Source organism: Methylotenera sp. G11, from assembly GCF_000799735.1.
GTDB lineage: Bacteria > Pseudomonadota > Gammaproteobacteria > Burkholderiales > Methylophilaceae > Methylotenera.
Genome location: NZ_JUHH01000001.1, coordinates 2,235,743 through 2,250,164 on the forward strand (window position 1 = coordinate 2,235,743; position 14,422 = coordinate 2,250,164).

General features: G+C 52.0%; 16 protein-coding genes. 10 read left to right on the forward strand and 6 right to left on the reverse strand.

Annotation, left to right across the window (positions count from 1 at the left end):
• Positions 1 to 4: 4 nt before the first annotated feature.
• Together GQ51_RS10420 and GQ51_RS10425 are read right to left on the reverse strand one after the other, a co-directional pair.
• Entirely contained in the window at positions 5 to 634 is a 630-nt protein-coding gene (locus tag GQ51_RS10420) for a DedA family protein (protein ID WP_047552677.1), read from the reverse strand.
• A gap of 26 nt (positions 635 to 660) precedes the next feature.
• Entirely contained in the window at positions 661 to 2,589 is a 1,929-nt protein-coding gene (locus GQ51_RS10425; RefSeq protein ID WP_047552680.1) for a peptidase U32 family protein, read from the reverse strand.
• A gap of 108 nt (positions 2,590 to 2,697) precedes the next feature.
• Between GQ51_RS10425 and GQ51_RS10430 the strand changes: the two genes are divergently transcribed.
• The 6 genes from GQ51_RS10430 to GQ51_RS10455 all read left to right on the forward strand — a co-directional run bounded on the left by GQ51_RS10430 (position 2,698) and on the right by GQ51_RS10455 (position 7,304).
• On the forward strand, positions 2,698 to 2,979 hold the full coding sequence (locus tag GQ51_RS10430; RefSeq protein WP_047552683.1) for a CopG family ribbon-helix-helix protein: 282 nt from the start codon (positions 2,698 to 2,700) through the stop codon (positions 2,977 to 2,979).
• Positions 2,980 to 3,273: a type II toxin-antitoxin system RelE/ParE family toxin gene (locus GQ51_RS10435; protein WP_047552686.1), complete on the forward strand. Its 294-nt coding sequence runs from the start codon at positions 2,980 to 2,982 to the stop codon at positions 3,271 to 3,273.
• A gap of 2 nt (positions 3,274 to 3,275) precedes the next feature.
• Positions 3,276 to 4,583: an adenosylmethionine--8-amino-7-oxononanoate transaminase gene (locus tag GQ51_RS10440; RefSeq protein WP_081987138.1), complete on the forward strand. Its 1,308-nt coding sequence runs from the start codon at positions 3,276 to 3,278 to the stop codon at positions 4,581 to 4,583.
• An 8-nt stretch (positions 4,584 to 4,591) separates the two neighbouring features.
• A complete protein-coding gene (dacB, locus tag GQ51_RS10445) occupies positions 4,592 to 5,989 on the forward strand; it encodes a D-alanyl-D-alanine carboxypeptidase/D-alanyl-D-alanine endopeptidase (RefSeq protein ID WP_052177884.1) in 1,398 nt (465 codons plus the stop codon).
• Positions 5,990 to 6,261: 272 nt separating this feature from the next.
• A complete protein-coding gene (locus tag GQ51_RS10450; protein WP_200884418.1) occupies positions 6,262 to 6,735 on the forward strand; it encodes an FKBP-type peptidyl-prolyl cis-trans isomerase in 474 nt (157 codons plus the stop codon).
• A gap of 140 nt (positions 6,736 to 6,875) precedes the next feature.
• Positions 6,876 to 7,304, forward strand: coding sequence for an OsmC family protein (locus tag GQ51_RS10455; protein WP_047552689.1), 429 nt, complete (start codon positions 6,876 to 6,878; stop codon positions 7,302 to 7,304).
• A 90-nt stretch (positions 7,305 to 7,394) separates the two neighbouring features.
• On the opposite strand, the gene GQ51_RS10460 is transcribed toward GQ51_RS10455, so the two are convergent.
• The 3 genes from GQ51_RS10460 to GQ51_RS10470 all read right to left on the reverse strand — a co-directional run bounded on the left by GQ51_RS10460 (position 7,395) and on the right by GQ51_RS10470 (position 10,123).
• On the reverse strand, positions 7,395 to 7,718 hold the full coding sequence (locus tag GQ51_RS10460) for a DUF2322 family protein (protein WP_047552691.1): 324 nt from the start codon (positions 7,716 to 7,718) through the stop codon (positions 7,395 to 7,397).
• Between the two features lie 61 nt (positions 7,719 to 7,779).
• On the reverse strand, positions 7,780 to 8,412 hold the full coding sequence (gene coq7, locus GQ51_RS10465) for a 2-polyprenyl-3-methyl-6-methoxy-1,4-benzoquinone monooxygenase (RefSeq protein WP_047552694.1): 633 nt from the start codon (positions 8,410 to 8,412) through the stop codon (positions 7,780 to 7,782).
• A gap of 262 nt (positions 8,413 to 8,674) precedes the next feature.
• Positions 8,675 to 10,123 carry a S41 family peptidase gene (locus tag GQ51_RS10470; RefSeq protein ID WP_047552697.1) on the reverse strand — a complete coding sequence of 483 codons (1,449 nt, stop codon included), beginning with the start codon at positions 10,121 to 10,123 and terminating at the stop codon, positions 8,675 to 8,677.
• A gap of 164 nt (positions 10,124 to 10,287) precedes the next feature.
• Here GQ51_RS10470 and GQ51_RS10475 point away from each other — a divergent pair, with 164 nt between their 5' ends.
• Both GQ51_RS10475 and GQ51_RS10480 read left to right on the forward strand, forming a co-directional pair.
• Complete coding sequence (locus tag GQ51_RS10475) at positions 10,288 to 10,572, forward strand: SelT/SelW/SelH family protein (protein WP_047552700.1); 285 nt, start codon at positions 10,288 to 10,290, stop codon at positions 10,570 to 10,572.
• A gap of 122 nt (positions 10,573 to 10,694) precedes the next feature.
• Complete coding sequence (locus GQ51_RS10480) at positions 10,695 to 11,162, forward strand: ferritin-like domain-containing protein (RefSeq protein WP_442922104.1); 468 nt, start codon at positions 10,695 to 10,697, stop codon at positions 11,160 to 11,162.
• Between the two features lie 85 nt (positions 11,163 to 11,247).
• Here the strand turns inward: GQ51_RS10480 and GQ51_RS10485 are convergent, their stop codons facing one another.
• On the reverse strand, positions 11,248 to 11,904 hold the full coding sequence (locus GQ51_RS10485) for a C40 family peptidase (protein WP_081987139.1): 657 nt from the start codon (positions 11,902 to 11,904) through the stop codon (positions 11,248 to 11,250).
• A 44-nt stretch (positions 11,905 to 11,948) separates the two neighbouring features.
• Here GQ51_RS10485 and GQ51_RS10490 point away from each other — a divergent pair, with 44 nt between their 5' ends.
• Both GQ51_RS10490 and GQ51_RS10495 read left to right on the forward strand, forming a co-directional pair.
• Positions 11,949 to 13,874: an ATP-dependent DNA helicase gene (locus tag GQ51_RS10490; protein ID WP_047552706.1), complete on the forward strand. Its 1,926-nt coding sequence runs from the start codon at positions 11,949 to 11,951 to the stop codon at positions 13,872 to 13,874.
• Positions 13,875 to 14,099: 225 nt separating this feature from the next.
• Entirely contained in the window at positions 14,100 to 14,375 is a 276-nt protein-coding gene (locus tag GQ51_RS10495; RefSeq protein WP_047552709.1) for a hypothetical protein, read from the forward strand.
• Positions 14,376 to 14,422 lie beyond the last annotated feature (47 nt).

Consider the following 14,422-nt stretch of genomic DNA (forward strand, 5'->3'; position numbering starts at 1 on the left):
CGGCTTAAGGTTTTTGCTTCCTGCCGGACAGGGCGGTACCGGCGATGATGCAAAGCAGCCCGATGCCAAGGCCGGACAGTACGATGCTGGCCATATGCTGGCGCACGAATGCAATCTCGCCGAAGAAATAACCAGCCAGCATCAGTGACGCTATCCAGAAGCCGGTGCCGATGTTGGCGGCAATCATGTATTGGCCGAACGGCATTCGGCTTACCCCTGCCAGGAATGGCGCGAAGGTGCGCACCACCGCAATGAACGGGGATAGAAACAAGGCGGCACGACCATGTTTCCGGTAAAAGACACGGCTGCGTTCCAATGCTTTTTGATTGATCCAGCGGTATTGGTGCGCGTCGATATTTTCACCGACGGCCATGCCGATTCTGTAACTGAGCAGATTGCCGAAGAAAGCGGCCATGATGAGCGTTGCCATCATGGTCGGCAGCGCAAGCGCGCCTAGCTTGCAGAAGGAGCCGGTGATGAAAATCAGCGGGTCACCGGGCAGGAAGAACAGGGGCAGCAAACCAATTTCACTTAACACGATAGCGAACAGGATGATATAAATCAGTTTGCCATGCGTTGCAATCATGCTGCCTAGCTGCGTATCGAGACTGGTGAAGATGTGCAGTATGTCCATATGTTCAGTCCCGCTATATTGGGAGGTTAAGGCCGCCTGGCGTGAAAGTGCACCGGTTGCGGCTGTGCCAGCTGCAGCACCGGTTTGCGTATCTTGCCCATGACATGCATCTCGCACGGTTTGCAGTCGAATTTCAGGGTGAAGCGGTCATTGCCGTTGATCAGCGTCATCGGCTCTGCCGTTACCGTGCCCTGTACGCCGATGACCCCTTTTGCCTCTTTGGGACATAAGCCGTGGCTGAAGCGCAGGCAGTGTTTGGTGATCATGAGCGGTACTTCGTCCAGCTCTTTATTGGCTTCATAGGCAGCGGCAATCAGCTTGACGCCGTGTTTCCGGTAAAAAGCGCGCGCTTTCTGGTTGTAGACATTGGCAAGGTATGTCAGCGTATCCTCAGGGTAGATCGCGGGTGGTTCTGCTGCTGCGCGACGCGCAGGGCGGTCATAGCCCAGCACGCGTGTTTCCGTCAGTTGCTCGATTGCATCGCGGCGCAGGTTGTTGATGATAGAAGCCGGAATGAACCAGGGCTGGCTGGTTTGCAGCGAGATAGTCCTGGCGGCGAAGTCGGTGCTGCCCAGTTTGTTCAGGTTCTCACGCAGGCTGCTTTCGGCTTTTTCCATATTCTGCGCGGGCTGTTTTTCGGCTTTGCAGGTAGCGGTAGCGCTGAAACCGCCGTCATCGGTGATGGTCAGTGCAAAGCCGTCAGCGGTTTCGCAAAAATGGATGTCCACGGGTATCTTGCGCTGGGCGGAGTCCTTCTCCAGCAGGCGCATAAAGGCATGGTCGCGGTTCCTGAATACGGTCATGCCGCGGCGCATGTCCTGCGGCATTTCATTCGGGTACAGTCGCTTGCCTTCTACCGTATTGACGCGCAGGCCAACCAGCTCTTTGTGGACATCAAAAAAGCATACGCCATCACCGTTATGCAGCTCGACACCGGTTTCCACTTCAAAGTAATTGGTGCCGACCTTGCTGACCTTGCCCAGTTCCTCACCGGAGAATTTAGGCGTGTCGAATGCGCCGATATCCGCCTGGCGGCCATTGGCAAAGTAGTCTGTGGCACTGCGGTTGAAGGTTTTTTCCGGCTGCGGGGTGAAGGTGTAAGTACATTCGCCAGATGAAGACTTCGAATACTGTGGCATTTCTTCCAGAATTTCGTCCAATAGCTGGCGGTAATGTGCGGTGGCATTTTTCACATAAGATAAATCTTTGTAGCGGCCTTCAATTTTAAAGGAGCTGACCCCGGCTTCGATCAGTGCGCGCAGGTTGGCACTCTGGTCATTGTCCTTCATAGACAGGAAATGTTTGTCTTTGCCGATGATGCGGCCTTTCTGGTCTTCCAGCGTGAACGGCAGGCGGCATTCCTGCGAGCACTCGCCGCGGTTGGCGCTGCGGCCGGTATGTGCGTGGCTGATGTAGCATTGTCCGCTGAATGCCACGCACAGAGCGCCATGGATAAAATATTCCAGATTACAGGTGGTCGCATCGGCGATTCTTTTGATCGTATTCAAATCCAGCTCGCGCGCCAGCACCAGTTGCGAGAAGCCCACCTGGTCTAAAAACACGGCTTTTTCAACGGTGCGGATGTCGGTCTGCGTGCTGGCATGCAGCTGTATCGGCGGCAAGTCCATTTCCAGCAGCCCCATATCCTGCACGATCAAGGCATCCGTGCCGATGTCATAGAGCTGGTGCACCAGCTCGCGCACGCCTTCCAGTTCGTTATCATGGAAAATGGTATTGAGCGCTACATATACTTCCGCATGGTAGCGATGGGCATGCTTCACCAGGCGCTCAATATCCGCTACTGTGTTTGGCGCTTTGGCGCGTGCGCCGAACGCAGGGCCGCCGATATAGACCGCATCGGCACCGTGATTGATGGCTTCGATGCCGAAATCAGCGTTTTTTGCGGGGGCAAGCAGCTCAAGGTGCTGCCTGGACTTTATGTGGATTTTTTGCATGATAAAACTGATAAATCAATAAGATGCGAACTATATCATAAAACGCATTGACACTCATTGTGTAAGGTGTTACTTTGGTGTCACCTTGTTGGTGTGTAGGAGAACAAAATGGCAACTACTAGCTTGAAATTACCGGATGCGCTTAAAGAACGAGTAGCAAAACTCGCCGAGATTACGGGTAAGACGCCACATGCATTTATGGTAGAGGCGATTGCGACAGAAGCTGAACGCATTGAAGAAGACCGGGCTTTTATGATGCGTGCGATTGAAGCAAAAAAACATTATGATGAAACCGGTATTGGCTATGATGTCGATGAAGTGCATGCATATTTGCGTGCCAAAATTCAAGGGGTCACCTTGCCAGAACCAAAGCCTGTTAAGCGTGGCTAAATGATAAGGCTGGAGTATTCACAAAAAGCACTTGCTGATATTAATCGCCTGGTTTTATTTTTGATGGAAAATGATATTTCGGTCGCGCTGGATACGTTTGGCATCATTGATGAAGCGATTCAAGTGCTTAAACGCCACCCTGATATTGGTCGAATTACCAGTACAACAGGTAAGAGAGAATTAGTTATTTCAAGAGGCCGAACCGGTTATATTGCGATTTACGAGTTTGATAAATTGACTGATGTTGTCGTAATTCTAGCGATTAAACATCAGCGGGAAAATGAATTTAATTAAAAATGTCGAATAATCAAACCCTTCTTGATCGCAGCCTGCGTTCAGTCTGGCATCCGTGCACGCAGATGAAGCAGCATGAAACTTATCCACTAATTCCGATCCGTCGCGGTGACGGGGTCTGGCTGTATGATGTGGACGGTAAAAAACACCTGGACGCCGTGAGTTCGTGGTGGGTCAATCTGTTCGGGCACAACAACCCGCGCATCAAGGATGCCATCAGGCAGCAGCTCGATACACTGGAGCATGTGATGCTGGCCGGGTTCACGCATGAGCCTGTGGTGGCATTATCGGAAAAGCTGGCGGGGCTCACGGGTTTAGGGCATGCGTTCTATGCATCGGATGGTGCAAGTGCAACCGAGATCGCGCTCAAGATGAGCTTTCATTACTGGCGTAATATCGGTAAAACCGGCAAGACCAGGTTTATCAGCCTGCAGAATAGTTACCACGGTGAGACAATGGGTTCCCTGGGTGTGACGGATGTTGCAATATTCAAGGATACCTATGCGCCGCTGCTGATACAGTCGGCGCAAGTGCCGAGCCCCGATTCCAGGCTGGCAGAGGCGGGTGAAAGTGCAGAGGATTTTGCCCTGCGCTGCGCCTCTGTATTGGAACAGTATCTCGCAGAACATCATGCTGAACTCGCGGCGTTCATTATTGAGCCTTTGGTGCAGTGCGCGGCCGGAATGGGTATGTATCACCCCGTATATTTAAGCAGGGCGCGCGCGATCTGCAGCCAATATGAAGTACATCTGATCGCTGATGAAATTGCGGTGGGGTTTGGCCGTACCGGCACCATGTTCGCATGCGAGCAGGCCAATATCAAACCGGATTTTATCTGTTTATCCAAAGGCATCACCGGCGGCTACCTGCCGTTATCGGCGGTACTGACGACGGATGCAATCTACCAGGCGTTTTATCACGACGCGACGGTGAAAGGCTTTTTGCACAGCCATAGCTATACCGGCAACCCGCTTGCGTGCAGTGCCGCATTGGCAACTTTGGCGATATTCGAAACGGATGATGTAGTGCATAAGAACAAGGAGACCTCCGCACGTATTTTTGAGAAAATGCAAGTGCTTACTGACCTGCCTGTGGAGCATTTGCGCCATCAAGGCATGATTTTCTCTTTTGATGTGCAGACAGCCAACCAGCAGTTTTCAAGACAGTGTTACCAGGCTGCGATTGCACAATCCCTGCTGCTGCGGCCCATAGGCAATACCGTATATTTCATGCCGCCGTACACCATTACGGAACCTGAAATCGACTTTATGGTGAAGGTAAGCCATGACGTAGTTAAGGCGGTACGGTGACCGTGCGCATGCTTCAGGTGCTGCTGGCAGCCGTCTTGTTTACTAGCCTCGGTGCAGAGGCTGCGCTGCCGGAAACTGTGGCCGAGGCTTTGAAAAAAGAGGGGGTTCCGCAGCAGAATGTTGCGGTCTATGTGCAGGCCGTTGCCGACAAAGCCCCGGTTCTGGAACACAATGCAGGCCAGGCCATGAATCCGGCGTCGGTCATGAAGATCGTCACGACCAATGCCGCGCTGGATCTGCTTACGCCAGCCTACCGCTGGAAAACCGAAGTGTATCGCGATGGCAGCCTTGCCGACTGGGTATTGCAGGGCAATCTGGTCATCAGGGGCTACGGCGACCCTGGCTTCAAGGCACAGGATTTCTGGCGGCTCCTGATTAGCCTGCGGCAGGCTGGCGTAAAAAAAATCAGCGGTGACCTGCTGATCGATAAAAGCTATTTTGCCGCCGCTGCCAACAGCCCCGGTTTTGATAGTGAAAAATGGCGTGCCTATAATGCACAGCCCAGTGCCTTTTTGGTGAATGGCCGTAATACCAGCTTTAAGTTTGCAGCAGGTGATGCAGGCGTGACGGTCAATCAGGAATTTGAATTGCCGGAAGTGCTGATTGTGAATAAGTTGAAACGCGCAGCGGGTGCCTGCGGAGACTGGCGCAGCCGCATGACTTATGATGTGCAGTCGGGAGACGATAAAGCGGTGGTTACCTTCAGTGGCAGTTATGCTGCAGATTGCGGTGAACGCTATCTGGAACTGAGCTTGTTTGACGATGAGCAGTATGCGTTTTTTACATTCAGGAAATTGTGGCGTGAACTGGGTGGCGAATTCAACGGCAGACTGAAACTTCAGGCCCTGCCGCAGGGGGCAGTCAAACTTCTGGAGCAGCAATCCGAGCCATTGGGCAGTGTCGTGCGCGACATCAACAAGTGGAGCAACAATGTCATGGCACGGCAGCTGCTGTTAACGATAGCTGCCGAAAAAGCAGGTGCGCCTGCCACGGAAGCCAAAGGCGCGGCAGCGATTCAGGGCTGGTTGACGGCTAAAGGGTTGAAGTTCGATGAATTGGTCATTGAGAACGGATCAGGCCTGTCGCGGGTGGAAAGAATCAGCGCAGGACATCTGGGGCAATTGCTGGTGCACGCTTACAACAGCCCGGTTATGCCGGAAATGATGGCTTCATTGCCGATACTTGCGCTGGATGGCACCATCAAGCAGCGCCTTAAGGGTAGCCAGTCCGATGGGCGTGCGCATCTGAAAACCGGCTCTATCAACGGCGTCAGCGCGATTGCTGGTTATGTGCTGGATGCGAACGGCCATCGCCATGTGCTGGTGATGCTGGTCAACCATGCCAGAGCCGGTGCCAGCAGGAATGCGCAGGATGCATTGATAGAGTGGGTGCAGCAGCAGCCTTAGAAAAACTTATTTTTCAGGCGCATTACTGCGTTGCGACTATATTTCAAATGGACTCGAAACCTCGCTGTATGGCGCATACTATCTCGGCTTCTGCGTTCCGTGTGCCTTTGGCGTCAAGCCGAGCTGCTTTAGCAGCCGTGTTGACGGACATACCCTGTGCGGGCAATACTGCATCCTGAAAAATAAGTTTTCAAAATATATGACGTGTCATTAGCCTGTGTTTTTACAGTATGATTACGGCTTACTTTTAAATGCAATATTTAGGGTTAAACATGAAATTATTCAATACATTATTAGCAGGTGTTTGTTTGTTGGGTTTGGGCGCATGCCAGGCTGAATCCAACCCGGCGAACGCAGAAAAAACCACAGCAAAGGAAACAGTAACCATGGCTGGAAACATTACAGAACTACAGAAAATCGACACCCAGGTAGGTACCGGCCGCGAAGCCGAGCCCGGCTTTAATGTCACCGTGCATTACACTGGCTGGCTATATGACCCGGCAGCTAAAGATGGCAAAGGCAAAAAATTTGACAGCAGCCTGGATCGTGGCCAGCCATTCAATTTTTTTCTCGGCGGCGGCCAGGTGATTCAGGGTTGGGATGAAGGTTTTGCCGGTATGAAGATCGGCGGTAAACGTACATTGATCATCCCATCAGAAATGGGTTACGGTGCGCGTGGTGCAGGCGGGGCGATACCTCCAAATGCCAACCTTATTTTTGATGTTGAATTACTGAACGTAAAATAAAAATGTGATTCTTATCGTCATGCTGCGCTGCCTGCAACAGATAATGTTTTGCATGCGCGTTGTCTGTTGCGCGCCATGCCGCTTAGCTTGATGGAAATGCCCTTAACGGGCAAAGAATGACACTTTAGCAGGAGAGCTTTATGCACGTAAGAGTTAAATGGATAGATGGCGTCAGTTTCGTCGGTGAGTCTGAAACCGGCCATGCGGTTGTGCTGGATGGCGCGCCAGAAAGCGGTGGCCGCAATATCGGCATGCGCCCTATGGAGATGCTGCTGATCGGTATGGGGGCCTGCACCTCATTTGATGTGGTTGCCATACTTAAAAAAGGTCGTCAGCCTATTGTGGACTGTGTCGCTGAGATTGAAGCTGAGCGCGCCGATGAAATACCAAAAGTATTCACCAAAATTCATGTGCACTTTGTCGTTACGGGGAATGACCTGAATCCGGCGCAGGTGGAACGCGCTGTTAAGCTGTCGGCTGAGAAATACTGTTCGGCTTCGATTATGCTGGGTAAGAGCGTTGAAATTACCCACGATTTTGAAATAAAACCACTGACTTTAGACGTTTAAAACACCGGCTGTGTCATCTCAAGCTAGCTGCGCAGGCTGACTCTTGTTTCACTGGTTTGAGATGATGTACTGCAATTACCTGCTGCTGGATCAGGGTTTGGTTTCAATCAGCTTCACGGCCAGCGGCTGTTCATCCTCGAGAATGTTCAGCAGGCGATCTACGTTAGGGTGTTTCCCCGGACAGTTCTCCGCATCTTCCGTATGTTCCGCATACAGGCTCAGGCCTTCTACGGCCGCATCCATGGAAATTTCACCATACATGCGCGCAAGGTGGCTGTAGACTTTTAATGAGCCCTGGCTGCCGGGTTTGTTCTCAATCACACCTTCCAGGGTGCCGTCTTTTTTATAAAGTTCAATGCGCTCTACATGGGAGGCATCGTCCAGTGTTAATAGTACGTCGCTGAATTTTTGCATTTTGATAGTTACCTCAATTAGTTATGTGGACGCATGGTCATATGCGTTAGTCATTCATCTATTAAAAATGATAGGTGGAAGCCGTCATCAGTTTTGACATCTGTTTCATGCAGAACTTGACCGGTGCGGGTAATTGCGCGGCGCCGTGCAGTTTTGCGTCATTGGCATGTTTGGCTTCATCTACACGCATTTGTTCAACAATCCTGCGGGATTTCTCATCGGCCTCCGGCAACTGGGTGAGATGGCTGGTCAGGTGCTCTCCTACCTGTTTTTCGGTTTCTTCCAGAAAACCCAGGCTCCATTTGTCACCAAGTGCCCCGGCAACAGTGCCGATTGCAAAAGAACCGGCATAGAACAGCGGGTTCAGTACGCTGGTATGTCCGCCAAGCTCATGGATGCGCGTTTTGCACCACGCCAGGTGTTCAGTCTCTTCACGGGCGGCCTGCTGCATGGTTTTGCTGGTTGCCGCATCGCGGGCGGTGATGGCCTGGCCGCTGTATAAAGCCTGTGCGCAGACTTCGCCGGTATGGTTGACGCGCATCAGCGCACTGGCATGTCTTTTCTCGGCGTCCGTGAGCTGGGCTTCGGACAGCCCTTCATCCGGATGCGCACGCTGGCTGTGCGGCTTGGCGAGCAGTGTGCGCAGGCCGGTATCGAATTCGGTAATGAGTTTGTCTAAGGTTGAATGTCTCATGCTGATATTTTACGCCTAAATATTGCCGGTGAATCCCATCTGGACGGCAATAATTTGTATTGCCTGCGCCACTGCATGCGTAAACTGTATGCGGTGGCAAGCCTGCTTCAGTGGTGCACTCTTTAAACAGATAAGGTCATGGCTGAATTATAAACGTTTTCAACCGGCTGAATGGCTGAAATAGGGGCGCAGATGGCGCACGGATTGCAGATGTAAAAAAACCGCCTTTAACAAAGGCGGTTTGATCATGCTTTAAAGAAGATTAATTGGTCTTGGCAGCTTCAGCCTTTGCGGGCGGCTCGGATTTTACCGGCAGGCCTTTTAGCAGGTTCATTGCCTGTACGAATTGAATGTCATCCTTGCTCGCCGGCTCGATCGGAGCGGGTGGCTCGGCATATTTCTTCTCGTTGATTTTTTCTTTGGCGGCTTCTTTAGCGGCATTCGTCACAACAGGTTTTACCGGTTCGGCGGACTTCTCATCTTTGGGATTCGACAGATGGCGTGTCAGGTCAGCCTCGTGAATGTTGCCGGACTGGTCTGTACCGTCTTCAACGATGTAATCGGGCACGATGCCTTTCGCCTGGATTGAGCGGCCTTTAGGCGTGAAGTAGCGTGCGGTCGTGAGTTTGATCGCAGCACCGTTGTTCATAGGCATAATGGTCTGCACTGAGCCTTTACCGAAGCTCTGTGTGCCGATCACGGCTGCGCGTTTGTGATCCTGCAAGGCGCCGGCCACGATCTCGGAAGCTGAAGCAGAGCCGCTGTTGATGAGTACAGCCATCGGCACTGTCTTCAGGTCTTCGGGCAAGTCACGGATATAGTCATTGGCTGCACCGCCGCGGGCGTAATTTTCCGGAATGGCGGTCAACTGCATTTTGGAATCAGGAGCGCGGCCTTCGGTATAAACCACAAGCTCGCCTTTGGGCAGGAACGCTGCGGAAACGCCTACGGCACCATTGAGCAAACCGCCCGGGTCATTGCGCAAGTCCAGGACAAAGCCTTTGAACGGACCTTTGTTTTCGGAATGCAGCGTTTTAATGGCTTTGGCCAGGTCTTCAACGGTACGCTCCTGGAATTGGGTGATCCTTACGTAAGCGTAACCGGGTTCAGGCATTTTGTACTTCACGCTTTTGTTTTTAATCACATCGCGTGTCAGCGTGAATAATAATGGCTTGGTTTCGTTCTTGCGCACAACGGTCAGCACGATCTGGGTGCCGGGTTTGCCGCGCATGCGTTTTACCGCATCGTTCAGGGTCATGCCTTTTACCGGGGTTTCATCCAGCTTGATCACCAAGTCGCCGCTTTTCAGGCCGGCTGCGTATGCCGGTGAATCTTCGATCGGGGACACTACCTTGACCAGGCCGTCTTCCATGCCGACTTCAATACCCAGACCGCCGAACTCACCCTGCGTCGCAGTTTGCATATCCTTGAATGCATCCGGATCCAGGTAGGTCGAGTGTGGGTCGAGGCCGGTCAGCATGCCGCTGATGGCTTCTGAAATCAGTTTTTTGTCCTCTACGGTTTCTACATAATCGCTTTTGATTTTGCCGAACACTTCGGCAAATGCACGCAAGTCGTCGAGCGGTAACTGTGGTTTCACCATTTTTTCGGCTACAGCAGAATAGGTCAGGCTGAGCATGAGCCCAAGCACGAGGCCGGAGCCTACCAGTCCTATTTTTGTAAAACGGTGATGTTTGTTTTGTACTTGCATGTATTATTATTCCCAGCAAATGATGTTGTATTCGGCCTGTAAATGCGTCAATCAAACGTTTTGCACTCGACACATTCTAAGAGTTTTAAATATATGATTAGTTTCAGTATTGAATATATTATTTGAGTGATACATATTAAACTATATCGGTCAGGACATACAAATTGAGTGAGAATATCGTTGAAATTACCTATTGCACGCAATGCCGCTGGCTGCTGCGTGCAGCATGGCTTGCCCAGGAGCTGCTGACAACATTCGAGCAGGATTTAACCAGTGTTGCCTTAAAACCGGGTACCGGCGGTATTTTTGAAATCACCCTGAATGGTGAGTTGATATACTCACGCAAAGATGCCGGGCGCTTTCCGGAAGCCAAAGAGGTTAAGCAATTGATACGCGACCATATCGACCCGGAGCGGGATTTGGGGCATAGTGATAGAATCAGAGAGTGATCATCCTCAGGGCTGTATTTTTAGCCGCCATACGTTTTTTTAATGGATGATTTGATGCAGCTGTAATTTATTCAGATGCAATGAAGTTATTCATTAGTTTGTAAAATTTCCTAATAAGGAGCATGAATATGTCAGCAGACCATAAAACAGATAATTCTGTAATTAACGCATTAAATACCATTCTGGAGCTTGAGTTGGCGGGAGTGGTCAGGTACACCCATTATTCATTGATGGTGTTCGGTTATAACCGGATCCCGATCGTATCGTGGCTGCGCAGCCAGGCAACCGAGTCACTGGACCATGCGAATAAGGCCGGCGAGATCATTACCCACCTTGGCGGGCATCCGTCATTGTCTATCGGCCCGCTGCTCGAAACGCATAACCACGACATCGGCGATATCCTGCGCGAATCCTTGGCGCATGAAACGGTTGCGCTGAATGCCTATAAAGCATTGCTGAAACTGGTGGAAGGCGGCTCCGTGATGCTTGAAGAATATGCCAGGGAAATGATTTACCAAGAAGAACTGCATTTGGGCGAAGTGGATAAAATGCTGCGCAAGCCCGGAGACCTGGCAAAATTCCATGGCTGAATGATGTGACATGAATGCAGGCTGGTTCAATACGTCCAATATTGAATATTGCAGCAATTAAAAAAGCAGCCAACTGGCTGCTTTTTTAATTGCCTTTCACCGATGCGTCAATGCGCTGTGCGCCGTTAAAGCGTTTTTCCCAGTAGCTGCTTTGCATGTCTTCCACACGCACGCCACCGCCGCTGCTTGGTGAGTGGATAAAGCGGTTGTTGCCCAGGTAGATGCCTACGTGCGAGAACGTGGATCTTAAGGTGTTGAAGAACACCAGGTCACCCGGCTGTAATTCGCTTTTTGGGATGGTTTTGCCTAACTGGCTGATTGCACGGGCGCCATGTGGCAGCGTCAGGTTGCCTGCCTGCTGGTACACATAGCGTACAAAGCCGCTGCAATCGAAGCCGGATTCCGGCGATTTCCCGCCATACTGGTAGCGAACGCCGGTAAGGCTCAATGCATTGACCAGCACCTCACGCGCACGCTCCGGCCAGCTTGCTTCATCAATATCCTGCGTATCGATTCTGGAAGTTTGTATCTGACGTTCGAGTATCAGGTCGGTTTTGGCCGGTGCGGCAGGATTTGCCGCGCAGGCTGTGCTGACGATGGCGAGCAGGAGGCAAACGAGGGAAGTAGTAGGGAATTTAATCACGCAGACATTATAGTAAAGTTGCTGCGAAGTGCCAAACGGGTTTTCAGCTTCACGTCCAGACAAGCGGCAGGTGTCACCGGATTCTGAATTTATCTCCATAATTTGGCAGGATGGGCACTAAGTCATGGGATAATCGCGCTCTTATGAGTGAATATAGTATCCGCCAGGTTTTTGAAAAAGATGGGGTTCTCGCCACGCAGATCGAGGGCTACCATGAGCGTACCCAGCAGCTGGAAATGGCCTTGGCAATTGCCGATGCCATTGAGCACAACAAGCAGCTGGTGGCCGAGGCCGGTACCGGTACCGGCAAGACTTTCGCTTATCTGGTGCCGGCACTGCTGACAGGCGGGAAAGTCATTATCTCTACCGGCACCAAAAACCTGCAGGACCAGCTCTTTAATCGTGATTTGCCCAATGTGCGCGATGCGCTCAAAGTGCCGGTCACCGTAGCGATGCTGAAAGGGCGCTCGAATTATGTGTGCCATTACCACCTGGAACGGGCTGCGAATGAAGGCCGTTTTGCGTCGCGTGATGATGCCAAATACCTGCACGTCATCAAGAATTTTACCGAGAATACCAAGACCGGCGATAAAAGCGAGCTGAACACCGTGCCTGAAAACGCCAGCATCTGGGCAAACGTGACATCAACCCGCGATAACTGCCTGGGTGGCGATTGCAGTTTCTATAAAGACTGCTTTGTGATGGAAGCGCGTAAGCAAGCGCTGGCGGCCGATGTCGTAGTGGTCAATCACCACTTGTTTTTTGCCGATGTCATGCTACGCGATGAGGGGGTGGCCGAACTGCTGCCTAGCGCCAACACGGTGATTTTTGATGAGGCGCACCAGCTGCCTGAGGTGGCAGGGCTGTTCTTCGGTGAGGATGTTTCAACCAGCCAGCTGATCGAGCTGGCGCGTGATTGCACCGCCGCGCACCTGAGCATGGCTAAAGACTGTATTGAACTGGGCGAAATCATTCCCGTGCTGGAAAAAGCCTGTAAGGATTTCAGGCTCGTGTTTGCCTACGAAGGCTCCCGTATGCCGGTGCAGAAGGCGCTGGCACTGAAAGGCTTCCAGGATGCGTTTGCGCATATGCTGAGCCAGTTGCAGGCATTGGCGCGGGTGCTGGAGACGCAGGCTGCACGCGACCCCTTGCTGGAAAAATGCTGGCAGCGCAGCATGGCGCTGCAGGATTTATTGAGCCGCTGGCAATCTGCCGAGAATCATAACCTGGTGCGCTGGGTCGAGGTGTTCACGCAGTCTGTGCAGCTGCATGCTACGCCGCTCAGTGTGGCAGAAGGTTTCGGTAAACAGTTGAATGCACAGCCGCGTGCGTGGATATTCACATCGGCGACGCTTGCCGTCAAGAACGATTTCAGCCATTACCTGGCGCAGATGGGGTTGCAGGATGCGACGACCTCGGCCTGGCAAAGCCCTTTTAATTACCAGGAGCAGGCATTGTTCTATGTGCCGCCTGATATGCCGGACCCCAATAGCCCTTCCTATTCTGCCTGTGTAGCCGCAGCTGCGCTGCCGGTGTTGCGCGCCAGCGGCGGCCGGGCTTTTGTGCTGTCCACCAGCCTGCGCGCGATGCGTGAGATTCATGCCTTGCTAAAAGAGGCGTTTTCTGAAAATGGGATCGAGAGCCCCTTGCTTTTGCAGGGCGACAGCTCTCGCACCGAGCTGCTGGATCGTTTCCGTAAACTGGGCAATGCCGTACTGGTCGGTTCGCAAAGCTTCTGGGAAGGCGTTGATGTGCGCGGCGAAGCCCTGAGTGTCGTCATCATCGATAAATTGCCGTTTGCGCCGCCCGATGACCCGGTCCTGTCAGCGCGCGTCGATAAACTCAATGCCGAAGGCAAGAACGCTTTTATGGAATACCAGCTGCCGTATTCGGTGATCACCCTGAAGCAGGGCGCAGGGCGCCTGATCCGCGACGAGAATGACCGCGGTGTGCTGATGATCTGCGACCCGCGTCTGATCAGCAAGGCTTATGGCAGAAAAATCTGGCAGAGCCTGCCGCCGTTCAAGCGCACCCGGGTGCTGGCCGATGTTGAGGCATTCTTTGCCTAGGCTGTTTTTTGCCTGGGCAATGGGCGCGCAGGTTTGCCGCGCCCTTGGAATCCGCTGCCTTCTTAACCCTGAGTATCTGCTTATGCTCCTTGTATATTGCAGGTATCTGGGATCTGTAAATCAAGTGTAAAAGATATTAATAAATTGTAACTGCCGTTTTTTTGAGGTAGTTAACTGGATAGAATGCGCGCCTTACAAAATAATAAATATTTCGGGGGAGTTCATATGCGTCATTTCTTATCTGCAGCATTCGGCGCTGCATTGTTTGCATTATCTGCTACACCAGGCTTTGCCGGTGACTGCAATAAAACAGTCATGGGCGGCGGCTGTTCCGGCCAGGCTGAAGCCGGCGTTTCTCCGCACATGCAGTCTCAAAACCCTTTGAATGCAGTGACCAAAGTAAAAGGCAAAGAGAATGCAGCCGCGCCTGCCGCTAAAGCTGCAGCACCTGCCAAAGGCGTGAAAGTCAGCAATGCAACTGGCGAGAAACCGCAGATCTAAGCGCTTTAAATTTTAACCCCGGGTATTGGGTGTTTTTAAAAGCCGAC